The following is a 25,350-nucleotide window of genomic DNA, read 5'->3' as shown; positions in this document are numbered from 1 at the left end:
GCCTTCGGGTTCTAGCCTGCTGCGCGCCCATGGTCCAGTCAGTCCGCCATTACGGCTCGCTTCGTCACGTCGGCAGTAACCGCGCTGTCGTTGCCGGCGCAGGTCGGCCTTTACTTCTGTGCTTGCAGATATGGAGGGAGCTGCAGGCACTGCGTGGCGCCCGTCCAGTTGCCGCCGAGCGTGACCGGGTCAGATTCGGCGCGAGAGCCAGGGCGACTCACGGCGTGAATCGGGCGCCAGCAGACAAAGCAAGCGGTCCTAGGAAGTCCACGCCAGCTTCGGTTGCGATGCGTCAGTTGCCTGGGCGGAGGGTGGTCACGTGATTGGCTAATGGCGCTCATTCCGCTGCGACTCAATGAGCAACGTACTTGTCGCCCCTTGCTTCAGCCTTGTGCGTGGACCTGAGGGCGATCCTCCAACTCCAGAACGAGGGACGCGATCCCGCCCCAAGGATCTGCCAACTCCGGAGATCGCGAGTTGGGGGAGGGGCGTCAACAGCTGCATCTTAGGCCAAGTGTCTGGGCGCAATTAGTCTCTGGCTAGCATGTCGTGAACTAGCGATTCCGATATCGATTGATGCGCCACCACGCAGCAGTCGCCGCTAGGAAGACTCCGAAGCTCAGGGGGATGGCGACAAGGCAGGCGTCGATAATCGTATGTGGTGGCGGACAACTCATTCAGTGGCTTGCGGATCAACGGAAAGACGCCATTACCTCATCGTTCGCGAGCATGATCGAGTTAGAACTGTCTGTTCTTGGCGGGCGGCGGGGTGCTTCGACATGCAGAAAATTCTAGGGGTCTGTGGGTCGCCATAGTTGCCCAATGCGACGTTACAGCACAGGTACAGCCGGCGTGCCGATGCGGCCGGCCCGCAAGGCTTGGACCCAAGCGGCTCGCCACGTACAACATTGCCGATGCCCGGCGGGATCGCCAGCACCAAATGGTGGCCAGCGCAGAGTCATCGCATCGAAGATCTAACGGCCAAGGCGATCGCCTGAGGCATGGGCTGCACGGCCTTTCGGTGAATCGACGGCGATACTGGCTCCGCCTAGATTCGCCGGCAACTGACCTACAAGGCCAACTGGCCTGGCTGCCAGCTGGTCGTGGTTAACCGGTTATTTCCGAGCAGCAAGACCTGTGCGGATTGCGGCCAGATCAATGCAGCGGTGCGGCTAGCGACGGCACTTGAAGTGCGGACAATGCAGTGCGCACTACGCGTTTGGCCGCGAAGCTACCAATGCACTTTGACGCCCAGCGCGCACTGCACGGACGACTTCACGTTCGCCTCGCCGGCGAGGTCCCATAGGCTGCCGATCTCGCCATAGAGACGCGCTGTCGGCGTGAACGCCACGGTCGCGCCGACGGCGGCTTCGACGGCCTTGTAGCTGCTCTCGCTGGCGATGACGGTCCGTGCTGGCGGACTTACAAACTGCGCCGCATCAGCATCGAAGGTCGCCCAGTAGAAATTCAGGCGCCCATAGGGCTGAAAGCGCCCGGCTTCAGTAGCCAGGTCGCCCTTAATGCGCGCACCCAATCGCCCGGTCCAGCCGCTGCTCGCGTCTTGGAGTACGCGCGCGCCGACAAGGTCAAGGTTGTCAAAACTGCTGCGCTGCCAAGCCAACTGCGCCTGAGGCTCGATGCTCCAACGCTTGGTCAGCGCAATCGTTTTGCCACCTTCAACCGAGGCCAAGAAGCCGTTGGCTTCGCCCGAGACATGGGGATTGCCTGTCGGCCGAATCTCGTAGTGGTGTCCGGCGCGCTGCAGCACGCCATCGAGGTACCAGCCACCGGCAGCCATCCAGGTCCCATACGCACCGAGGATGTGGACGTTCAGGTCGTTGCTACCAACATTCCCTCTTCTGCCTCGTGCGTTGCCATTGACGTCGGCGTTGCCGTCCAAATATCCGACGTAGATGCCAGATCGCAAGCCATACATGACCAACAGGTCGGTGCCCACTTGCAGGCCACTCACACGCAAGTCGGTCCGAGGCTGGGCGACGCCCGACTGTTCAACCCTAAGATCAGAGTACGCGAGGCGGACCCAAGCCCGGCGAGTGTCTGTTTCGGCCGGGCTCGAAGGGGGCTCGCTGACGGGGGGGGGCGAGGAGTCGGACACTTCGTCCCCCATGCGCCGATGTAGATTGCCGAGCATCGCCAGATCAGCCTGTCGCACCTGCCCCGGCAGGGCCGCCAGAAGCGGCACTTCGGCCCGGAAGGTCGGCACCTGGATTGGTGGGCGTGGGGTTGTAGGCGGTAGGGCGGGTACGAGCGGAGGACCCCCGGATTCACCCGGAGGCGCTGTTGTCGTTGAGCGAAGGTACCAGTTCTCACCGTTGCCTTGCACATCGCCCGCCTGGAGTCGGTATTCATAGGCGCCTGCATCCACATGTCCTCCGGCTAGTGCGAAGGCGCTTCTGGTCGTCTGCGCGGTGGTGGTGGCACCGTTGCGAGCGCTGATAACTTCGATGCCGTCACCCTCGGTCAGTGCGCCAAGCCCATCTAGATTATCGAATTCCACATTAGTGGCGCCGCCCGCCGTGGCCGTCGCGCCATCGATAACAAGCCTGTCACTTGTGGATGGACCCGTGCCCAACTTAAGGACGCTGGCATTTCCTACGTAGGGGCCCGTGACTGTGAGCGTGCTCCCTGCGTTGGCGCTAACCAGGCTAACCGTGCCGCTGCTTGCCAAGGCCGCCACCCGTTGATCGAACCCCCCTGTCTCGATCATCGCGCCTGCGACTACAGTGTGGGACGAGGCCGCGCTGAAGGCATTGGCCGCGCCTCCGCGCAAGCTGCCTGCGGTCACGGCGGTGTCACCGGCGTAGGTGTTGCTGCCGCTAAGTACTAAGGTTCCGCTACCATTCTTCGTCAGGGCCCCGCGGCCGGAGATGACGCCCGACAGTGTCTCGATGAACGTGCCGGTGTCGATGACAGGATCGCTGGTACCAGTTAGCACGACGGCGTTGGCCAGGATTAGACCGTCGCTGGCAAAGCCCAGCGTGGTGCCCTCGTTCATAGCCAGTGTGCCACTGCTCAGCGCAGTGCCATGGCCCACATCAATCTTGCCCTCCTTGAGTATCGTCCCACCGGCGTAGGCGTTGCTGACGCCGAGGACCAAGGTGCCGGCACCAGTCTTGGTGAGCGAGCCACTACCGCTAAGCGTGCCGTTGTGAGTCAGCATCCCTGACTGCGTCTCGATGGTTCCTCCCCCGACGCCCAGCGTCGTCCTTCGTGCAGTCGTCAAGCTTTCCGTCGTGCGCAGAGTGCCGCCATTGAAGCCGAGGAGGCCGGCCGGGGCGCCGACGTTGCCATCGTGTGCGATCTGCACAGTGCCGGCGTTGAGTATCGTGCCGCCGGTATAGGTATTGGCGCCTGTCAGTATGGTCGTGCCGTCCCCGTTTTGCTGAAAGGTGCCAGAGCCGGATATGACGCCGCCAAAGCTAAAGGTGTCCGAGCGATCGATAGCGAAGAGCCCGTTGTTGGAGACATTGCCTGTGATCGAGCCACTCGTTCCGTCAATGCCGAGCTGAAGGGCGCCGGCGCCGATGGTGGTCCTTCCGCTGTAAGTGTTGTCGCCAGTGAAGATGGTTGTGCCGGCAAGTATATTGACGGTGCCGTTGCCACTAATCGTAGATGCGAATACGTAGCTGGCGGACGCATGATTGAAGTTGATGACACCGCTGCCAGCGCCAAATAGGACGCTCGGCGTCGTCAATGTGCCAGGCGCAGCCGCCGACTCGCCAGCACCAGCGCCGATATTGAGAGTCCCGATCGCACCGACATTGGTCGCGATCACAATAGGCCCGGCAACTATGCCGCCATCGGCAACAGTGAGCGTACCGGTGCCCCTATTGCCAATGTTTTTTCCTTCGCTGCTCCCCCAGGCGGAGCCCGGGCCGGTCACAGTCGCCGTACCCCGCGAGCCTGGCCCATTGCCTATATTTGATGCAATGGGGTTCTCTGGGATAGCCAGATTGATGACCTTTCCACCGTTTGCGATCGTCAGTGAGCCGGTGCCGAAGCTGCCAATATTGAGCCCGCCGCTAATTCGGCTGATCCAACTGGAGCCCGGGCCAATCACCGTCACAGCACCTGTCGAACCTGCTGACAATCCGACGGAGCCGCCGCCGCTGTCCACTGTGCCACCGTCTTCAATCAAAAGCGTACCCGTACCCTGACCCCCAATCACGACACTTCCCGAATTTGACCAACTAGCACCGGCTCCGGTTACCGTTAGCGTTCCCACCCCGCCCGGAAAATTGCCGACCACACCGAGTGAGGTGACCAAAGTTCCGCCGGGCCGGATCACGAGCGTCCCTGGGCCGCTCTGCCCGACTGCGAGATTCTGGGCTGTTGCTCCCGCGCCCCCGATCTCCGGCCATAACGTCGTCACCGTGTCGATGATCCCTTCGCTCGTTTGCCTGGGGACACCGCCGAACCAGTTTCCACTAGTGAACCAGTCATTGGAGACCAATCCGCGCCATTCGGAAGTCTGTTGGGCATGGGCAGGAACCATCGAAGCTGCTAGCAGTGCAACGGTAAGCGATAGCCGTCTTTTTCCATTCCACATACAGCCCCCGAACGGATGGTTGGCATGGATCCGGGTCATGGCGGTCGCGTGAGCCAGTGTCGTTGAGGGCCTACATTCCATAAAGCTGCGCACCTTGCCAGCACGCTCTTTGCCTCATTCGGCGCAGCGTCCCGACGGCGATCAAGGTGGAGGCGACTCTGTAGGAACATCATCGAGGAGGGGCTGAAGGGATCCGGTTGGAGTTTTGCGATTCGAGACGGGTCGGAGACTCATACCGCCACGTCCCTGCCCCGATCCTTCCGAGCCCAAGAGGTTGAGCGCTGATTGCTGATTAGGAGTGCTATTCCGGGTCGGATTCGTCGGATGGCTTCGTTGGGTCCAAGGGGGAGGGACCTTAATGAAGCGTGCTGAGCACGAGAGTAGGAGCAGCGACGCCAAGCAGAGTGATGCCGAGGTGAAAAGTCCATGCTCATAGGCGAAGTGCCGCTGCAAGCAGTGCAAATCCAGTCATGGCGAGGCAGCCAAACGCTGTCGCGAAGGACGGCACGTGGCCTGCGGCGCAATGCCCACATATGCGAGTAGGCGGTCAAGGCGAGGACAGCGGCAGCGGCAACTGTCGCCACCTTGTTTAGGCGGCGATGGATCGTCCGACGGCTACGATCAGAGGCGTGTGTCCGAGGCATGGCGGCACCGGAGGGCAGGGCGGTAGATGGGCGGGCTATCCAAGCCCCGCCATGGGCCAGCGCCCTGCAAAGGAGCTCGCCGGACGGGACTTAATCCAGTGAACGCATTCCGGGCGCCGGGCGGCCATGCGCCGAGACAAAACAAGGGCACAGTGCGCTGGTCCGGCATCTCCGGGCCCGACTCTTAGGATTGAGGAAGGATCCGCCCCTATCGCGCTCCGTCAGCGGCTGGCGATCGCGGGCCGGTCCCCTACGAAGCGGCTTTGCCAGTCCTTGCTCGTGAACCGCTACCCAGATCCAGATGCAAGAGTAGGCCAGGATTAGGCTAGTGGCGCCCATACCGCGGCGAGCAGCGCCTGCAGCACGAGATCCGTGTTTTGCGTCGGACGAGGCCCAAACCACGAATTGGTGGGAGAATAAGTCCAGCACTACAGCTAGGGAAGGTCTGAACAAATGACGCGATTCGCCGTTCAAGACCTGCAACTGATACGGAAGCCAACCACTTGACGCTTGACCTTCTCGGGCGCCGAGTACGCTGGCAAGCGCAAGCAGACCCGGGCGAAGCGTTCCTGGCGGATGGAACAGGTGGCCCCATGGTCTGCGGGTGTTCGGCAGCATCGCTGGCGTGAAGGGCTGGGGCGTCGCCTCTCTTTTGAGCCGCATGGCCCATGCCCACGCTGGGAACCGTGACACTCATGTCACGCCGCAGGCAGTTCGACTGGCATTCGCTTGCCGCGCCCGAGTGGCCCCTTCACGCCGCAAATCGGACGAGAAGTCTCACTCATATTCTGTCAACGCAGGATCGCCGCAAGCCAGATTCGGCTTCAACGGCGCCTCCGCCGCGATCTGGTGCCCGTCGTTTCGCGGTCGCAATCAGAGCATAGGGGGTGGGGGTAGTGGCAGCGCGCTCGTCGCCCGGCATCCTCGACGAGGAAGCGGCGCTCTGGCGACTTACCTTCGGTTTGCCGCACTCGCATTGTGCGCACGCTCCCCGTGCGCCCGTCGCGACTCGGGTGGGCCCGCACCCGCAGCCAGGCACGGGACCCGATGGCAGGGTGCGGACTGGGAGTCCAAACGGAGCCAATGCCCGGCCTGTGCACACTGGGCAGAAGGATGAAGCTTGCTCGTCTCGGGCGCTTCACCCTATGAGGTATCTTCGTCCCTGGCTGCCGGCGCAGCTTCCTGCCCACACGCCTCAATCCATGAAAGGGATCTATACGGTATTGCCCGTTTGCTCGCTGGAAATCAGCAGCCAACGTTCGGGCTGCATTTCCGTGATCAGTGGCGGCTGTCCACCGTTACGCCGGCAGCTTCTGCCGCGTATCGACTGACATTTGCGCCCCTTCCCCTCTTGCCTCTATTGGCCGGCCGACTGAGGGGCCGCACCTACCCTTGATTGTCCAGGCCGGCCCCTTCTATCCTGCGCGCTCCCACGGCATCACGCGGCTGCAGCTAGCACTGCGTCACTGATAGGCCTCCAGTCGTAGTTCTAGTTGGCCGGCTACCGCGAAAGATCCTCTGATGCAATGAAGGCCCGGCACGAGGCCGGGCTCCAATCTTTGCGCGGAACCAACGGCGATCAGAACGACGCCCGAACGCCTACTTGATAGCGAGCGTCGACATCGCGGACCATCACGCCACCGGTTGCTCCCCAGCGGTTGCTAAACTTGTACTGCAGCCCGAGGTCGCCGTAGACGTCGCCCTTCAGCGGGATCGAGTGACGAGTGACCTTGATGTTGCCCATGTCTTCATAGCCCAGATATGCATGGCCTTCGAGCTTATCCGACACCATCCCGCGCACGCCGGTGCTGGCACGGAAGCCGCTAAAGTTATCCCGATAGACATCGGGAACATCGACATCCCCAGAATCGAACTGCGCAAGATGCAGATTCACGCCCTTGCGAATATAGGCCGCCTGCGTAACCCAGTCGGCATTGCTGCCAATGGCACTGAAGAAGCCGCCGCCAACGCTCCAGTTGTCAACCGAGTTGTGACCGCCCCAGTTGTTCAACTTATCGCGCCCATAGCTGGCGTGTGCAAAGAAGTGATCACCGATGCCGAGCGAGCCCTTCAGGCCCAAGCCCTGCGAGTCGTTGAAGGTCGCGTTATTGCTGTAGGTGTAGTCAGCCTCGACATAGGTATAGGTCAACTCGGCCGCTTGAGCCCCCAATGACGTGGCAGCTAGCACCAGAAGCACACAGATCTTTTTCATTAATCAGCCTCAAGAATGGGAAGTCATGAAAGTTTGGCAAATTGGTCTACCAAACTTGGCGCGAATGGTCGCGCGGCGCAATCGGGCCCGTCCATGCGATAAGGCTAGTGCTGATGGGCGAGACGTCTGCAGCCAGCGAAGATATCTCCGTGTCGGTAGTGCGAATCGCAGCGTGGGGCCGGATTCTTAGAGGGTTGACGGATCCGGGTCGAACCCGAACGACCTTAATCTCCCTCCCTGGTGCCTGGATCTGAAGCAAGACTTCGTATCGCTGGGTCGCCGAAAGGCATCAACCTACGTGTGAGTTATGCCGTCGCTGCGGAATCAGGGTTCTAATTGGTGACCAGTGGCTTCGTGCGTCGCTAAGCGAAGCGGCACTGGCTTGGTCGAGAAGCCGCGCCGCCGACGCATTCGCCTGCGCACCAGTGGTTTGGAAGAGATCTTGCGGGCGTTACCGCAAGATTGCTGCGTGCATGGTCAGGGCTGCTGCGGAGCGCTCTAGTGCTTTTGACCCGAGCCCGGTCGGCCTATCAAGTGCCACGCGCGCCTGCGCCGACCATTTCGATCCGCGCTTCTCGCATGCCGCCTGGCCCGCGTATCGATTCGCGATCAGTCCGGGATGAGCGATGTCTCATGTTTGCGTGCTGGGGGGGGGGAGGTAACGCCGGCAGGCATCCTTGACGAGAGTTGGTGAGCATCGTCACCCGTGCCCAGATCGAGTGAGGCTGGCGCGTAGGTGCCATGCTGTTTGCTCGATGTCGAAATGCTGGAGGGAGATTGCGAGGGATTGAGTATCAGTGCTCAGGGGCGGGTCGCATTCCAGAGCAGGCAGGCTACGCGTGTGACGATCGGTGCGATTGTTCTTGTTGTTCTGGGGGAATCTTCTTTCGCGCAAATTGTGACGCGAGACGCGCGCTCAATAGTGAATAATCAGGCCGCAAGACCAAGAGTTGAAAGCGGAATTCATGGTGCGCGACGTGCGAGCTGCGTTTGTTAGGGCTGCCCCTGGCTGCATGCGCGTTCAGGTCAACGAAACTCTATCAAAGGAACTTTATGGAAGTTGTAGAAAAGCTGGCGATTGGTGCGCTCTCCTTGGCAATGCTCGGTTCCGGCAGTGCATTCGCGGCGAGCAACGGAACGCTAAACTTCGAAGGTGCGGTCACGGCCGTAACCTGCAATGTGGGTGTAAACGGCTCGGGCGCCTCTGATGCCACTGTCACATTGCCGACTGTCCCCGCGACTACGCTGGATGCGGCAGGTAAGGTTGCTGGTCGTACATTCATGCGATTTGGTCTTCTGGACACGACGTGCAGTGACGGCACAGGTGGCGCCATTCCGGACAGCGTAAGCATCTTCTTCACCGCCAACTCCGATATTGATGTTGCCACGGCCGGAATTGGTCGTTTGCGGAACACCGCTGTTGGTGGCGCACAGAATGTTGCACTTCAAATTCTTGGCGCCGACCTCATGCCGATCAATCTGTATGGTGATGCGGTTGCACAGGCTGCCGGGGCAAACACTGTCGCGGCTCAGCAGGGCGCGGTGCTGAATCGCTATATCGAGTATTACGCAACCGGCGTCTCCACGGCGGGCTCGGTTCGGTCGATTGCGAGGTACGAGCTGAACTATTTCTGATGCTATCGGGGGGCATCGAAACTGCCCCCATTCCCCATGTCGCCAGTCCCAATGCTGTTAATGAGTGGTTCGCGATGAGCTGGATGAGAATGAGCGCGGTAGTCTCAATCTTCGCGATCCTATGTCCTGTCGAGGCGTGGGCTGTTTCGTTCGTGGATGCCAGAGAGCTCGTGATTAGCGGCGAGCTGCAGGGGGCGAGCTGCGATGTGTCGCTCTCCGGCGGAGGGCAAGGTGCTGTTCAATTACCGCCAGTGAATGTCGGCCAGCTGGAAATGCCAGGGAATACGGCGGGCAGGGTGGACTTCCTCATCACGGTAATCAATTGCAGGCACGTGACTAACGGGTTACGCCTATTCTTTGATCATAACGGACTGAGCACTGTTGCTGCTTCTGGGCGCCTACGAAACGTCGCGCCGCTAGGGGCGGCACAGAATGTGGAGCTTGAACTCCTCAATGCGAACTCGGGCCCTATAGATCTGCGCGGCGTAGGTGGAGACGCTCAGGGCACTGGCGACATTGCAGTCCCCGTGAACGGCTCGGCGGCAATCCCATTCTCCGTTCGCTACTACGCTACAGGCTTGGCGACGGTCGGATCGGTTGCCAGTTCTATCATCTATGGAGTCGAGTACGACTGACATGCGCTGGCTCACTCGTCAGGTTGCCCCGCGTTGCATCCGGTGTGCTCAAGCATGCGGGCCAGTATTGCTTCGCTTTCATTTGTTGATGCGTCCGGCCGTGCTTGCCGCGGCCATTCTGTGTGCTCCGTTCTCAGTGACTGCGTCGGTCGTCCTCGACGCCACCAGAGTGATACTTTCTTCCGATAGAGACGGTGCATCGGTGCGGCTAACCAATAAGGATGGAGTGCCAAAACTGATTCAGGCGTGGATAGACGCGGGGAACGCCGACGCTCGCCCGGAACAGGTTCTAGCGCCATTGCAGGTCCTTACTCCGATCTTTCGCCTCGAGCCTGGTGCTGGTCACGTCCTCCGGATTCGAAATCTGGGCGGTGATGAGATGCCTTCGGATCGCGAGAGCGTGTACTGGCTCAATGTGCTCGAACTTCCGCCAAAGCCCCAAGGGGCGACAGCTGAAGGGAACTATCTGCAGTTCTCCTTTCGGACCAGGATCAAGGTCTTTGTTCGGCCCAAAGGTGTGTCTGGCCGGCCGCTCGAGGCTCCTGGTGAGTTGCGCTGGGAGTATCGGTCCGGATGGGCGCGGGCGACCAACCCGACGCCATTTCACATAAGTATTAGCCGTATCGAGACCGCAGCGGGCGAGGTGGGGGCGCGAGTAATGGTCCCGCCCTTCTCGAGCGTGGAGATACCGCTTGCGCGGGATCATCGACAAGTCGCCGGCGATGGGAAGATCGCACCGACAGTGCTCCGCTATAGAAGTATCGATGACTACGGGGCGTCGCGCATGTATGAGAAACCGTGGACTCCTGCTTCCATCCCGGTTGATGGCAAGTCAGGGTCATCCCAGAAGGCGACGTCAGAGCCGGACTCACACCAAATCGGCGTTGCAGATCTGGCGAACTAGCTGACGCCTCCGCCGCTCCTGGGCGTAGCGAGTGGTTTGAGTTCGCCGTCCACGCTCCTCACCAGAACACGTTGGCTCGCAGCGACTCCTTTGAGACTGCTCGACGGTTTGCGCCTGAAATATCTGGAGTTTCCATCCGCGATGCAATCAGTTGGGCACAGCGATTATGGAGTAGCCCGAAAGCAGCGTCGGCCACAAGCGCTTCGGCGCTGGCTTTCCATTCGGGCGGGACTTCCGGCGTTTGGATTTTGCTGGCTGCACGTCGCGAGTGCCGCACCGGCACCCGTGCCGAACTACGCGGAGTACGACGCCCGCATGTTGTGGGGAGCTGCCCGTGACAAAGATTCGGTCGACCTGTCTCGCTTCGAGCGAGGCAACATCGTCGCGCCGGGTCTGCAGTTCGTCGATGTCCATCTCAATGGCGAGCCTCGACTGAAGGAACAGGTCCGATTTGTGGAAGGTGCAGTTGGTGGGAGCGCGCTGCCGTGCTTCTCGCGACGACAGCTGAAGGAATTGCGAATCGCTGCGAGGTCGTTGCCCGAGAAGGGTAGGAAGTGGTTGGACGGGATTGTTCCCACGGAGTCCGTTGAATGTCGAAAGATCGACGATGTCGTCCCTGAAGCGTCAGCGATCTACGAGTTCGGCGAGCAGATCGTCCACGTCGTGGTGCCACAGGCCAATCTAGAGACAAGTCCAGACGACTACATCCCCGCGGCATTGTGGGACTACGGTATCGACTCTGCGCGGATGAACTATAGCTGGAATGTGTCTCACAGCCATTCCGACAAAGGTGGCGAAAGCACGAGTGGCTTCCTACAGCTGGATGCAGGGTTGAATCTAGGGCGTTGGCGCGTGCGACACACTTCCGTGCTGATGGCCGGCCTAGACGATGTTCGCTATCAAGAGCAACGCTTCTACGTGCAAAGGAATATTCCTGACTTGAACTCGACGTTGACGGTTGGAGAAGCATTCGTTGGTGGGCAGGTGATGGACGCGTTCGGGATGAAGGGATTGCTGTTGCGTACCGATGACCGAATGGCGCCACCCTCGCTTCGTGGGTATGCGCCAGTCGTGCGTGGCATAGCGCGAACAAGCGCCAAGGTTACGATCAAGCAAGGCGATGTCATCTTGCGTCAGCAGACCGTCCCGCCCGGTGCATTCGAGATTCGAGACATCAAGCCCATCGGACATGGGGGCGATCTTGACGTCACCCTGGAAGAATCCGATGGTCAGAAGATCGTCAACGCGTTGCCCTTTACTGCAGCCCCACAATTGTTGCGACCTGGCTTTGGTCGCTACTGGCTTGCGGTAGGCCAGGCTGCTGGGCTGGGGCGCTCCGCCGCTTATGAGCCCGCCTTCGCATACGCCGCCGGTCAACGAGGTTTTACGAACGCGCTGACGGCCTATGGTGGGTTGCTAACGGCCAAGGACTACACGGCCGTCAGCGGAGGCGGCGCTGTGGCTACTCGACTCGGTGGCATCTCCGCCGATCTGACGTTCGCACGCAATCGTCGGGCCGATAGTCGTTCGCTTGATGGCGCCAGCTTAAGACTCGCATTTAACAGCTTCATGCCAAGCTACGGAACGAGCGTTCGTCTGACGGGGTACCGATACTCGACTGGGCGGTACTGGTCGTTCTCCGAAGCGCTTCAGTTGGAGGACGCGCGCAGGCAAAACATCATGTCGGAGTATGGCAAGCAAGCATGGTCGCCTTGGACGCATGGAGATCGTCAGCGTGATCGTTTCGAGATCAACTTGGATCAGCCCCTGGTACCGGGGTGGGGGCGGATGTTCGTCTCGGGCTCGTCTCGTCGTTATTGGAACAGGCCTAGCACCGATACGCTGTACCAGATGGGATACAGCGGAAGCCGTCGAGGGGTCAACTTCAGTGTTTCGCTGGGTCGCGCGTTTCAGCATAACGCTGGCAAGTTCAGCGAGGTGATGTTCAGCATAACGGTCCCCCTGTTCGGATCGGGTTCTACCCATTCCAATTACCTGTCCGGTTGGGTGTCAAGCCGTTCGCAAAGTGGCGGCCAAGCACAGGTTGAAGTCTCGGGGGCGGCCGGCTCACGTAGGCAAATCAACTACAACGTATTCTCCAGTCGGCAGTTCTTGAGAACCGGAGCGCCAGCAACTTTTGGCCTGAGCGCCGGATATCAAGGATCGATAGGGAACGTATACGGCGGCATCTCGGGTGGATCGGATTCTTGGCAGGCCAACCTCAATGGGGCCGGTGGGCTGCTTATCCATGACGATGGAGTCATTTTCGGCCAGACTTTGGGCGAAACGGTGGCGCTGGTATCCGCAGAGGGTGCTGGTGGTGTCCAAATCGAGAACGCCGATGGGGCCCGAATCAACAGTCGAGGTTTTGGCTTAGTGCCTTACCTGTCCCCCTACGTTCGCAACCAGGTACTTCTTGACCCAGAAGGCTCCTCGCCGGATCTTCAACTTGAAAGTTCCAATCATGAGGTCATTCCTGCGGCCGGGGCGGTGGTCCGGATCCATGTCAAAACAAGTCGAGCACGTTCGGCGCTGCTGCGAGTCCACTATCTCAATGGCGCAGCGTTACCGTTCGGTGCCGAAGTTCGCGATGTGGCTGACGGCCGAACGCTTGGCTTCGTAGGACAGGGGGGCACTGCGTTTCTGCGCGGTGTCGAGCGCGTAAAGCGAGTCCGCATCGTTCTGGGGAAAGGGCGGGCCTGTGAAGTCGAGCTTCCCTCTCCGAAGGGGTTTGAAGGCGGAGAAGGCATGCCGTCCATTTGCGCGCCATTTGCAATAGGTGGCCTATGAGGGCCATCCCAGCAATATTGTCGAAGCATGGGCGTTGGGTAGTTTTTGCGCTCTGCCTGAGCGTATCGCCTGTCCACGCGGGATGCCAAGTTGGTACTGCCGATGGTTCAACAGCGAACGGGCCGGTCTTCTTCAACAGATCGTTGGACTCGGTAACGGCAGATAAGTTTCTGTTTATGTATAAAGGTGACGACGGAGCGGATGCGTACTACAACGCAGACCAGCTACCCGCAGGCACGTACCTGTCTCGCCCGGCGACTAGCGAAATTGGCACCTTCATGTGCTCCGGGCTGGCCGCTCTTGTCGGCGAAAAGCTCAGTATTGTGTGGGAGCCGCCGCCGGGCGCAATGCCTTTCGCCACACATGATGGAACCATAGGCGGCGTGCTGATTGATTCCGGCACGCCCGGCGTGGCGGTGGGCATCTCCTTCTCGGGGGGCATCACGCTACTCGGAGACGGGACGGTGCTGATTGCGCAAAGCAGTACAAACGTGCCGACGACGGGAGGTATCAATGTTTCCACCATCACTAGGCGGCGATACATCAACTTCGTACTCGTGGCGACAGGAGCGAAGCTTGGCATCGCTCGTGGCGGCGTCCCCTTGGAGCCCGTCGCCCCTATAGTCCGCCTCGGGCGGCTCAAGTACGTCGCAGCTCCGCAGAACGCTGCGTCCGGAGACATGGGTTACACCTCAGATATGTATCTGCGCAACGGGCAGGGCACCGGTACTAGCGGGCCCGTCGCAGGATACGCGCCAAGGTTTAGGAGCAGCACCTGTCATCTCATAGAGCGGGGCGGTGGCGAGATTGGGGCAAGGTCGGTTTCAATAAACCTGCAGCCTGTCGACGTAGGGCGACTATCAACTCGCGGCGCTTCCGTATCTGACCTCGCAACGCTGGACTGGAAGTTCAATTGCGACGGCCTCTTGGATCCGAGCCGATGGCCGGAGCTGTACTTCAGCACGGCCATCCCAGCGCCCGCCGATGTCGGAGTTGCGCTGCCGGATGTGGACGCATTAGTAGGCATTCAGATCATCGATAGCCTAGGCGCTCCGATCCCTTTGGATCTGCGCACTCCCGGACTTGGGTGGACTGCGAACCTGAAAAGCTATCAGTCCCTGGACATCTGCGTTGCAGCCACCGCCGATTGCTCGCCAACCAGCAGCAACTGGACGGCGCTCCCTCGAAACGCAGGGAACGGAACGGCGGAACTGAGCACCTTCTTCCCACTGACCTTCCGATACTACCGTCGTTCCGATAAGGACGGAGAGGTGCAGCCCGGGCCGATCCAAGCCAGGTTCACCGTAACCCTGGAGACCCCGTAAGGCGCGCACCTCCCTAGCTCAACTGAAACTGGAATCTGTACCACATGCATCTTGAACTACCGTGTGCCCGGGGGCCGCGCGCCTCGACCACTGGGCTGTTGACACTAGTGTGTCTCTGCTCTGCCGCAGCTTCCGCTCAAGTGTCTGCCCCAGTCCGGACCAGCAACGAGACCGATCTGCGGAACAAGCTTCGCTTGCAAGAGCAGATCGAGCGCGAATTAGACGACAGCCGGCGCCGAGCGCAGACCCCTTTGGACAAGGCCAAGGGGATTTCTACCGTGTTGCCTGAAAAAGCATTGCAGGGTGCCGCATTTACTGTAAGCGAAATACGCATCGATGCAGGGGGCTTTGATAAGAAAGTTGAGGTCGTCGATGTGATGCGCGGCTATCTGGGACGCACCCTCGACCATCAAGGACTGTTTTCGCTAGTGCGCGACGTCACCAACCGATACGCAGAGGCCGGATACGTCACCACCACGATAGGGCTGGTTCCAGTCAATCTGAGCCAAGGCGTGTTGGAATTGCAGGTCCGATGGGGGTTGGTCGAGGGATGGCGGATCGATGGGCGGCGTCCGGAAACTTTCGCCGAGCGGGCCATGGTGGCCCAGGCAATGCCCGGCGCCATCGGCAGGCCTTTGAACATTCGCGATATCGACCAAGCCATTGAGAACCTCAACAACTTTCACAAGTCGGCTCGGATCGATGTCGAGCCCGCCACGCGCGATGGCTATTCCATCCTCCACCTACGTACCTCTTCAAGTCGCTTGCCATCGCTATCCCTGAATGCTGACAACTCGGGAACACGCTCGCCCACCTTCGGGCGCTACCGCCTAAGTGCAACGGCGAATCTCAGTGATGTCCTTTTGGGTAACGACACGATTAGCGTGAATGGAAGCTCTCGGCGCTACCGTGACGGTGCGGCATTCTACGAGTATAGCGGCGGCGCCAGCTACAACGTCCCGTATGGGCGCGCGCAGGCAGATGTGCGCTTCACCGAGACCCGCTACAAACAGGCCATCAGCGGGTACTACGGCAAGTACAGCACGTACGGCAACTCTCAATTGTACTCGCTCAAGCCGGTTGTCGTGCTCGCCCGCAACAAGACGCGAAAAGTAAGCGCGTTCGCCGAGCTGGAACATCGCACCAGTGCCAACTACGTAGGGGATACCTATCTTGCGGTGAACAGCAAGCCATACACCACGCTGGGCTTGGGGCTCCAATGGGTGACTCAATGGGCTGGTGGTTCGTTGTATGCCGATGCGGCCGTTGTGAGTGGGGTTCCCTGGTTCCGCGGCGAACAGTCAGCGGTGGACAGTGCTGGAGCGAAACGGTACCTCAGAAAGATCATCTTCAACGGCGCATGGGCGCGCTCTTTCGCGATCGGCGAGGAGAGCGTGGAGTACTCGTTACGCTTGGGGGGGCAGTTCTCTGACGATGGCATGCTTTCCGCCTACAAACAGACCCTGGGCGACGAGTTCACCGTGCGTGGGTACAAGGGCGGAGTGCTGTGGGGCGACCGCGGCATCTTTGCTCAGAACACTCTTTCCCTGCCGTTGAAGTTCAACTCGGTAAGCATCTCTCCCTTCTTGGGAGTCGACGCCGGTTATGCACAGAATCGGTTTGAGGCGGATTCAAGGGGACGCACACTGGTTGGGGCATCCGTGGGTGCCCGGATAAACCATCGCAATGCAAACCTGTCGTTCGGCTGGGCGGCGCCATTGCATACGCACGCGCCTGATGCCAAGCCGGTCGTCTACCTGAGCGCCGCAATCAATAGCCGATAGCCAAGTGTCGCACCGGTCCTTCCTTCCTCGGGTGCGTTAGCTAGCCGGCCTGGCCACTTTTCCATTCCAACTTTGGAGAATCGCATGAACAAACGTTGCTATCGACTAATACTCAGCAAGCGGCTGGGATTTCTCATCCCCGTGTCTGAGATCACAACATGCACTGGAAAGGCGGCTCCAGGAAGTGGTGGCGAGTCTGGTCTGGAGCAAGGATCCGAAGTTTGCCCTCGAGGGGATTCGTGCTCGCGCACTTGTCGCCGCGCCTACACGCGTGCAAGCGCAGGGCTTCGCCACGCGCTGTGGATGACCATCGGTGTTGCGCCTAGTCTCGCCGTAGCGCAGTCGACGATTACCGCGGACCAGTCGTCTTCTGGCCAGATGCGGTCATCCGCCAATGGCACGCCGGTTGTAGAAATCGCACCTCCTAACGCGGCCGGGCTCTCGCACAACAAGTTCATAGATCTCAATGTCGGCAATCCTGGTCTGATATTCAACAACAGCACCGTCGATGGCCTCAGCCAGATTGGCGGCTATGTGATGAAGAATCCGCAACTTCATCATGGCGCTCGCGCGATTCTATCGGAAGTCACCGGACCCAACGCAAGCCAGTTCACGGGCACGTTGGAGGTATTTGGTCAGAGCGCTGACTTGTTGGTCGCCAATCCCAATGGCGTGATCCTCAACGGCGTTAGCGCCCTCAACGCCAACAGGCTCACCATCACCACGGGCAAGCCAAATGGTGATCTCAGCTTTGTGGTTGGCGACACGAGTGGCCGAGTTTTGATCGACTCAGGCGGCGTAAGTACCGACGGCTTGTCCTATTTCGATATTGTTGCCCGCGGGGTCGATATCAGAGGGCCGGTAGGGCCTACGCTTGCACCGACCAACCTGGTGACTGACATCAATGTCATTGCCGGTCAGAGCGTCTATGACGCGGGAGCAAGGTCGTGGAAAGCAGCGCCAGTAACGACTGCAACCGTTGGCACAGTGGCAGTTTCAGGCTCGGCGGCTGGCGCCATGCACGGGCGAAACATATCCCTTGTCAGTACCGAAAGCGGCGCAGGAGTGCGTCATCCCGGGTTGATCAAGGGGGCCCGAGACATCGTCATCACTTCTCAAGGTGACATCGAGCTGAGCTCGGTGAGAGCGGATGGAAATGTTCTGCTCGGAAGCGCAGGCTCGACCCAGATTGCCCATGGCAGCGGAATTGCGTCCGGCGGATCAGTGAGGCTTGAATCCACGGAGGCGCTGCGAATCGCCAGCGATATCGACGGTGACATTGTAAACATTCGGGCCGGTCAGCTCTTGGTTGAAGCCGCGCACTTGGCATCGCGGAGTGCCGGTTCGTCGGGCCAGATCAAAGGTATAACTATCAATGCTGGTACTTTTACCCTGAAGGGGGAGCTGGTCGCCCATAACTTGGACGGTTCACTAGTCCCTACAGATCAGCCGTTGGTGGTGAAGGATGGAGAACTTCGAATTCAGCGCGACTCCAGTACGTGGGACACAGACTTTACCCTCACGTCCACGGCGAACGTCATAACGAGCTCGGGATTTGAAATCGCGGCGGACTCGCTCATCAATGACGAGGGTATCCTGCTCGATACAGGAAGCGACGGGAGCTCCTTTCACGTAGGGGCCCTGATCAATCAGGGTCTGCTTTCGACACATGGCAGCTTGAGCCTGCTCGCCAACTCGTTTGATTCCCGTTGCACTGAAGGCGCCGTCGCCGGGCAGCGCCAGCGTCTGTGTGCTGGCTTCACAGCGGACGGCAACATTTCAGCCGACATTGGGAGCATGACAAATCAGGCGGGTCTACTGGCCAATGGCGCCTTGACGCTGTCTCTGGGCGACGGTAGCCACACAAATGCGCAGGGCGGGGGAATCTCAGGTGCGCGTTCGGTGACGCTGGAGCAAACCGGCGCGTCGGCAGGTCTGTCCAGCGGGGGCGAGATCTTCAGTCGAGGCGATCTTTCTGTGAAGTTGCACCGGCTGGAGCAGGCGCTCGGAGGTCGAATCGTTGCAGAAAATGGAGACGCTCACCTTGAGGCGGCCGCTAGTCTGATCAATGCCGGCGAAATCAGGGCGGGCCAGGCGATCTCCATTCTAGCCGGCGACGTCCGCAACGTGACCGGTGCTACCTTGATGTCAGGACAACTTGCTATCGAGGCAGGGGGTAGTCTGATGAACCAGGCCGGCACGATGGTGAGCGTAGCCGATGATCTAACTATGCACGCGGGCGCCGGCATCGATAATGCAGGCATGGTGGAAGCTGGAGGTGATCTGGTGCTCCTTTCGGAAACTGGATTGACGAACGCTGCTGGCAGCATGACCGGCGGCCGAACGGTGAGCATGCTCGGAGATCTCATCAAAAATGAAGCGGGCGCCGTTCTGGAAGCCGCCGAGGAGATTCGTCTGACAAGTCGGGGAGACCTTATCAACACCAGGGGGTCGGCCATATTCAGCGATAATGGAAATGTGACCATCATCGCTGATGGAGATGTGATCAACAACGCCTCCACAATCCAGTCCCATAACGGCATCGACATCCAAGCGGGCGGTGATGTCATCAATGATAGCGGTGCCTCTTTGGTTTCCGCGGATATCCACCTTGATGCCATAGGCAACGTTGTCAACGCCGCTGCCACGATCCAGGCCGACAGGCGTGCCCAGATCAAAGCGGGCGGTGACGCCATCAATCGAGATGGTGCCGCGATGATGGGGGGCGATATCGACATCGATGCAGCCGGCGGCGTAGCCAACGATGCTGGAAAGATTCAGGCAGCGCGCAACGTCTACCTAAGGACGAATGGTGATGTCATCAATCGCGATGGCGCTTCGGTGGTGGCTAACGACATCGACCTTGATATAGACGGCGATTTCGTCAACGACGCAGGGAAGTTCCAGGCGATCAACCGTATAGGACTTCACGCAAGTGGCGGCGCAATCAATCGGACGGGCGCTGCGATAGTGGCCAGCGATATTAGGCTGGACGCTGTCGGAGATGTGACGAACGCCTCCGCCGCATTGCTCGCGACTAATGCCTTCGTTGCCACGGGGCGAAGTGTGACCAATCAAGACGGAGCCGTCGTCTCTGGAGGGAGTATCAACATTGCCGCGTCGGAGGGTGTCGGAAACCTAAACGGTGCTGCCATACTCAGTCCCGCGCAGATCTCTATCGCGGCGGGCAGGAAGCTGACGAACGATAACTCTCTCATTGGTGCGCAGAACCGGGCTGATGAAAGTGGAATCGGTACCGCTGTTACCATTTCAGCAGCGGATCTCGATAATCGAAATGGCGCGGTGATCCAAGGGAAGAGTGTTGAGATTGAGGCGAACGTCGGTGCTGTGCTAAATCAGGCGGCCGCCGTCATTCGAGGCATAGAGCGCACTCAGATCACCAGCGCAGAAGGTGTCGTCAACGACAATGCTGCGATCTCGAGCATGCACTCGATCGTTCACACCAGCGGCATCGTTGACAATCGCAATGGCGCGCAAATCACGGGTGACGTGATTGAGGTGGGCGCCGAGAGCGTCCACAACACTGGCAATGCCAAAGTGCTGGGAGGGAGTATTGGCATCCAAGCCGAGCAGAGCGTCATCAACGACACGGACGGCATGATTCGCGCGGACGATACTGTCCAGATCGATACCGTGAACTTCGAGGCGAGGAGTGGTCAGATTCTCGCGAACCGGCATATCGGGATTGGAACGCTCGAGTTTCACAACACAGCAACGATTCATTCCAAGGACACGGCGTCCCTAACGATCAATGGTGGGCGCAGCCTAGTAATCGATGCGGCGCACTGGTCGCCGACAGCCGATTCCATGCTGACAGTCATCGCAAACGGCATCGTCGTCAATGGTGGAATGCTTAACCCCGGCGGAATCACGATCAATAGTGCGGGTGACGTGAAGAACAACGACCGAATCATCGCCGGCAAAGCTCTCTTCGTAGATGCCAAGGGAAGCATATATAACGACCCCGGAAAATTGATCTGGGCTGGTGACCGTATCGAGATGAATGCGGGGGCCGGCATCTTCAACCGGCAAGACGCCAAATTGATGGCGTGGAAAGGCGGAATTGATCTGACGGCGGAGAGGATTGAGAACAACCTCGGGCGGATATCGGCCGGGAGTGACCTGGATATGGATGCCGCAATCATAACGAATCAAGGGTCGGCGACAATTTCGATGAGTAATGCGTCAGAAGTGCACAGTGATGAGAACTATCTCTGGCACCATTCGGGTCGCCATACGCAGATCTGGCTGGACTTCGATCTTCCGGTTTTTGATGGGGACGTCGAGGTGACACATGCAGTGATGGAGAGCGGTCGTGACATCCGAATCAACCAGCGAGGAAGAAGGGGCGAAAGTCCGAAGGTCACTAACAGCGACGGCCTGATCATGGCGGCCGGCACGATCGCGATCGATGGAGATCTCGATAACATCGCCACCACGCAGGAGACGTCCCTGCAGGACTACCTGAGGGATCCCAAGACGGCTGTGAGTATCCGGGCAAAAGACAGTCTGTCCGTGAAGGTCAGCGAGAGATCATACGGATCGCTTGGTGAGTTCTTGGATGTTGTGCTGGGAAGTAACGATGATTGGAACAAGATCTACGGCGCCTACGGCTACACCGATGGCAACACCATCGCTGGCATGAAGACAGTTCAAGGTAGCCAGTACAACAAGGTTATGAGTGCCGTCCTTGGTCCTGACTGGCGGGACAAGGGTCGAGCTGAGCTGGCGACTCGCTGGAGCAACTTCAGGTCGAATGGAAGTTCGAACTCGTTCAAGGTGTCGGCGTACACCGAGATCGCGGCGGGAGGTAGCTTCAGTCATACGGGCGGTAGCTTCCATAATGGTGGCGAGCTCAAGGAGCGGGAAGCGTTAAGCATCGAGGTTGGATCCGAAAAGGTGGACACAATTGCCGGCGACTTCGATACGGACTTTAGCGCGCAGTTTGACTTGAGCGGAGATTTCAACGTCTCCGATCTGGTTGCGTACTTGAATCCGCCGGAGATGCTACTTGCTCTAACTAAGGACGACGTACTGTTTCAGCGAAAATCTGTGCCGCCGCTGGTGCTCGGCACTGCGGGTGCACCGGCCGTAATGGGGCATGCATCGCCAGCTGTGTCCGTGCCGGGCGGTTTCCCTACCGTCGTCCCGCTGTACGAGACCAGAATCGATTACATCGATCAGAGTCAGTTCTATGGTTCGGACTACTTTTTCAGGAGCGTCGACTACCGCGTCGACAGGACGCTCCCGGTGATTGGCGATGCATTCTTTGACAACGAGATGATCTCGCGGACGATCCAATCTGCGGTCGGAAATTTCTTCGCCGTTCGTGACGGCACGTACGGCGCAGACTTGATCAGAACCTTGATGGATAACGCCGCCTTGGAGGCTGCGCGCTTGGGTTTAGAGATTGGCGCGCCGCTGACGAAGGTCCAGTACGAGAACCTCAACGCAGACATTGTGTGGTATGAGCCTCAGGCCATCGATGGCGTACAGGTCCTCGTGCCTCATGTGTATCTGAGCAAGAGCACCTTAGCGGAGGTGGCCGAAGGCAAGAAGACATCGGGTACTGTCGCTGCTCGCGGTGACGTATCGATCGATGCTGGTGCCGGAGGGGTGCAGAACGTAGATGGTGCCGTGAAAGGGCACAACGTCTTCATCAAATCTGAGGGGGACGTGGTTAACCAGGCCAACGGAGGGGCGGCAGGTGGCATCTTGGCTGGGAACGATGGTGCGCTCAGTATCGACGCGAACGGCAACGTCGACAACACCGGCGCGGCGCTAGAGGGTAACGGCGTGAGCGTTAAGGCCGGCGGCGACATTTCAAGTTCTACGACCCTTCGCTATGACGAAGACGGCAACCTAGTGTCTCGGCACAATGCCGGAATCTTCGGCAATGGGGAAGATTCGCATGTGGTCCTCGATGCTGGCAAGGCAGTTCGACTGACCGGCGCTGAGATGGATGCCGATACTATCAAGCTCAAGGCTGCCGCAGATCTTGATATTCAAGACGTTCACGAGGTGTCGTCGCATTACCAATACACAACGAAGGGACGTGTGTTGGGTCATACCAGTGTAGTGGCCCAGGGTTCCGAGGCCACTTCCGTAGGAAGCAGTGTAAGTGCGGACAAACTCGTGCTGGATGTTGGCGGCGATATGGCCATGGAAGGGGGGGCGATAACAGCGGAGCAAACAACCGGAAAGGTTAAGGGCGATGTGATCATCGTTGCCGGAAAGAACCTGAGGAACGAATCTTACGAGTCTTATTCATCCGGTTTGGAGCTTGGGGCAAGCGTAAGTGGCGGCGGGTACCAAGCGTCCGTCACGCACAAAGCAGGTGAAGGATCATTTAGCGATTCGGGCCGTCTAGGGGACGGAATGAACAGCGGTGCGCTCGGTCAACAACAAGGCGGCAGAACTCCTCACGACCGCCTGGATGGCGGCACGATGGCTAATTCTGGCGGCGCGCAAGCGCGAATTGGTTATGGTGTCGAGAAGACGTCCGTAAAGCGGCAGAGCACCACGTACGATAATGCCCAGCTCGATCTCGGAAATGGTTCTCTTGAGGTGGGCGGGACGTTTGACCTGGGAGGGGCCGATATTAATGCAGCTGAAGGCAAAAAGGATGCCGATTTGGCCATCGTGGCCGCAGAAGTGAAGAGCACCAAGTTCGATGATGTCGTCAAGGAGGAAGTGACCAGTGAATCGACCTTCGTGGGTCACTCATGGGGCGGCAATTCAGCAGTTGTGAATGTATCCAATGAGTGGGGCAAGAAGGGTGTCGATTACGCTGATGGAAAGAAGGAGGATGGCCTGGTCGCGGCGCAGATCGCGGGTGACGTGACACAAATGGCGTTTGATGAGATCGCAGGGGTGTCGGGTGGCGTCGGTTTCAGTCATACCCAAAGCAAGCGCACCTCCGAAAGCCGGGCGGAGAATATCAATCGAATAGGCGGAAACTTTTCACTCAAGTCAACCAAAGGTGACATCACCCTTACCGGGGTGAAGACGTTGAACAACGAAGCGACGATCGAGATTGATTCGGCAGGAGAGCTGAATCTTAATGCCGCCAAGAGCAGTACATCTCAGACGACGTCTACGATGACCAACAGCGTCAATGCCACGGTTAGCGCAGGGTGTACTCGACAGGGTTGCGGTGCGGGCTTGTCGGTCGGCTACGAGGGCGCTGTGGATGCTAGTTCCCGCAGCACGACGACCTACCAGAGCACGCTTGTTCAAGGCGCTAATGTGACACTGAAGTCCAAGGGCGACGCCACGCTTCATGGGGCGGTGGTCAAGGGTAGGCTCGATGTTGACGTAGGAGGCGCGCTGAACGTCGAAAGTGTCCAAGACACCCAGGCGTACGAGCGGCAACGAGCCGCATGGGGCGCATCGGGCGGGGTGGCAGTTAGTGGTGCAGGTGGGGGCTTAGTCCCAACAGGAAGCGCCCATGCCGAAGGCGGAAAGGATTGGAACAATTATGCGGTGGTCGGCGAGCAATCCGGCTTGCAAGGGACAACGGACAGTACCATCACTGTAGATGGGGACCTGAACCTCAAGGGCGGGTACCTAGCAGGCAATGGCCAATTGGAACTTGGCGGAGGCATCAATGCTAAGACCATTACCGATACGCATGAGAAGGATGGCGGATATGGCGGCGGCGGTGGTGGCTATTCAAAGAACGGCATGCCAACGGTGAAGGCCGTGGGTGGGCGTGTCGATCACGAACATTACGAGGCGGACAACCTTGCGACGGTCGAGATGACCATCGCAGGCAAAGCCCAGGCTGGCAATGCAGCCGCCGATGCTAGCGGGAGTAACAATGCACCGACGATTCATGGAGACCTCAATAGTGACAAGAGCAAGGCGTTGGATGTCAAGCGCGATGAGTCGTACGCGGGTACTGACATGGCATTCAGTGCAAGCGCCCCTGTCCCTAAGAAAGGCAATAAGGTCGACGTGAAGCCGGTTCCTGATTCGGATTCCGATCCGGTCGTCAAGCCAAAAACTCGAGAAGCGGGAACGCAGACCGACGAAGAGAAGCCGGAGCCCAAGGTCAACGGGTCTTACGACATAGACATCCGTTACAAGGGCCAGATCGAGTACACCAAGGCGAAGAACTCGATCCGTGAGATTAATCAGATGAGCAATGCGGATATTAAGGCTCTTGCAACAAAACCAAAGACCATCACCCTAAAGACGCCTGGGGGTGACAAGGATTTCAGTTTCCGGTCGCCGGGGGACTTGAAGCAGCTGCACGGTGTGCCGATCTATGATGGCGAGCATAAGCCAGTGTTCCTTCATGTTATCGACTATGGCAATGGCAGCTACAACGTGGTCTATAAGACGCGCCCGCCCCGTGACGCAGCGCCGCCGGCAAACACGCCGGTAATCCCGAGCTCTCCGAGAGCGCCAATACCCGACGAAGGTTCCCAGGGCCCGGTTCGTCCGGCTTCCCCACCTGCCGATGGCTCGACGGAGAAGGCCACCCAGACGTGACAAGCGAAGTGAAGCGACCTTAGATTGCATCGCTCTAGGGCCATGGATGGCCTTTTCTCGATAGTGAATGACTTCGGTTTGGGCCCGCTGAGTTGCGTCACAGGTCAGAGGCAGCGCGGGGCGCGGCAGGAGTTGATGCACGCAATCGCCACAGCGCCCGATGAGCGGTGGGGCTGGACCTGCAGCGTGCCTACGACCACCGCTGGAGTGGCACCGGGGCTGTTCGTCGGCTTTGCTCGAAGCGCTACTCTCACCGATCGCGCAGGCCAGCCGCGATTCGGTGATACAACTCGGAGCCGCTTAGGCCTGTGCGTTCACGCACGCGGGGCAA

Annotated in this window: 10 protein-coding genes and 1 pseudogene; 8 read left to right on the top strand and 3 right to left on the bottom strand. The window is 59.3% G+C overall.

Translation table 11 applies throughout. The annotated features are described in order from the left end of the window. Positions 1-1,052: 1,052 nt before the first annotated feature. Positions 1,053-1,325 carry a zinc ribbon domain-containing protein gene (locus tag ACFOPO_RS08405; RefSeq protein ID WP_386703278.1) on the top strand — a complete coding sequence of 91 codons (273 nt, stop codon included), beginning with the start codon at positions 1,053-1,055 and terminating at the stop codon, positions 1,323-1,325. Here the strand turns inward: ACFOPO_RS08405 and ACFOPO_RS08400 are convergent. The 3 genes and pseudogenes from ACFOPO_RS08400 to ACFOPO_RS08390 form a co-directional block, all read right to left on the bottom strand. Beyond that, positions 1,232-4,516, bottom strand: coding sequence for an autotransporter outer membrane beta-barrel domain-containing protein (locus ACFOPO_RS08400; protein WP_386702745.1), 3,285 nt, complete (start codon positions 4,514-4,516; stop codon positions 1,232-1,234). The genes ACFOPO_RS08405 and ACFOPO_RS08400 overlap by 94 nt on opposite strands. A gap of 958 nt (positions 4,517-5,474) precedes the next feature. After that, positions 5,475-5,652, bottom strand: a pseudogene (locus ACFOPO_RS08395) (IS3 family transposase); the annotation flags it as partial. Positions 5,653-6,793: 1,141 nt separating this feature from the next. Continuing rightward, complete coding sequence (locus ACFOPO_RS08390; protein WP_386702744.1) at positions 6,794-7,426, bottom strand: hypothetical protein; 633 nt, start codon at positions 7,424-7,426, stop codon at positions 6,794-6,796. Positions 7,427-8,479: 1,053 nt separating this feature from the next. On the opposite strand from ACFOPO_RS08390, the gene ACFOPO_RS08385 reads away from it, so the two are divergent. The 7 genes from ACFOPO_RS08385 to ACFOPO_RS08355 all read left to right on the top strand — a co-directional run bounded on the left by ACFOPO_RS08385 (position 8,480) and on the right by ACFOPO_RS08355 (position 25,019). After that, entirely contained in the window at positions 8,480-9,061 is a 582-nt protein-coding gene (locus ACFOPO_RS08385; RefSeq protein WP_386702743.1) for a fimbrial protein, read from the top strand. Between the two features lie 89 nt (positions 9,062-9,150). Next, positions 9,151-9,696: a fimbrial protein gene (locus ACFOPO_RS08380; RefSeq protein ID WP_386702742.1), complete on the top strand. Its 546-nt coding sequence runs from the start codon at positions 9,151-9,153 to the stop codon at positions 9,694-9,696. Continuing rightward, entirely contained in the window at positions 9,677-10,600 is a 924-nt protein-coding gene (locus tag ACFOPO_RS08375) for a molecular chaperone (RefSeq protein ID WP_386702741.1), read from the top strand. The genes ACFOPO_RS08380 and ACFOPO_RS08375 overlap by 20 nt, the downstream gene beginning before the upstream one ends. Positions 10,601-10,690: 90 nt before the next feature. Further along, positions 10,691-13,390 (top strand): fimbria/pilus outer membrane usher protein, encoded by a 2,700-nt coding sequence (locus tag ACFOPO_RS08370; protein WP_386702740.1) that lies wholly within the window; start codon positions 10,691-10,693, stop codon positions 13,388-13,390. A gap of 143 nt (positions 13,391-13,533) precedes the next feature. Then, entirely contained in the window at positions 13,534-14,715 is a 1,182-nt protein-coding gene (locus ACFOPO_RS08365) for a hypothetical protein (RefSeq protein ID WP_386702738.1), read from the top strand. Between the two features lie 194 nt (positions 14,716-14,909). Further along, a complete protein-coding gene (locus ACFOPO_RS08360; protein ID WP_386702737.1) occupies positions 14,910-16,499 on the top strand; it encodes a ShlB/FhaC/HecB family hemolysin secretion/activation protein in 1,590 nt (529 codons plus the stop codon). Between the two features lie 303 nt (positions 16,500-16,802). Further along, entirely contained in the window at positions 16,803-25,019 is an 8,217-nt protein-coding gene (locus ACFOPO_RS08355; protein WP_386702736.1) for a hemagglutinin repeat-containing protein, read from the top strand. Positions 25,020-25,350: the final 331 nt, after the last annotated feature.

Origin of the sequence: Lysobacter sp. GCM10012299 (assembly GCF_042649405.1) — a bacterium.
Taxonomy (GTDB): Bacteria; Pseudomonadota; Gammaproteobacteria; order Xanthomonadales; family Xanthomonadaceae; genus Lysobacter_J.
This window is presented reverse-complemented; position numbering and strand designations above follow the sequence as displayed.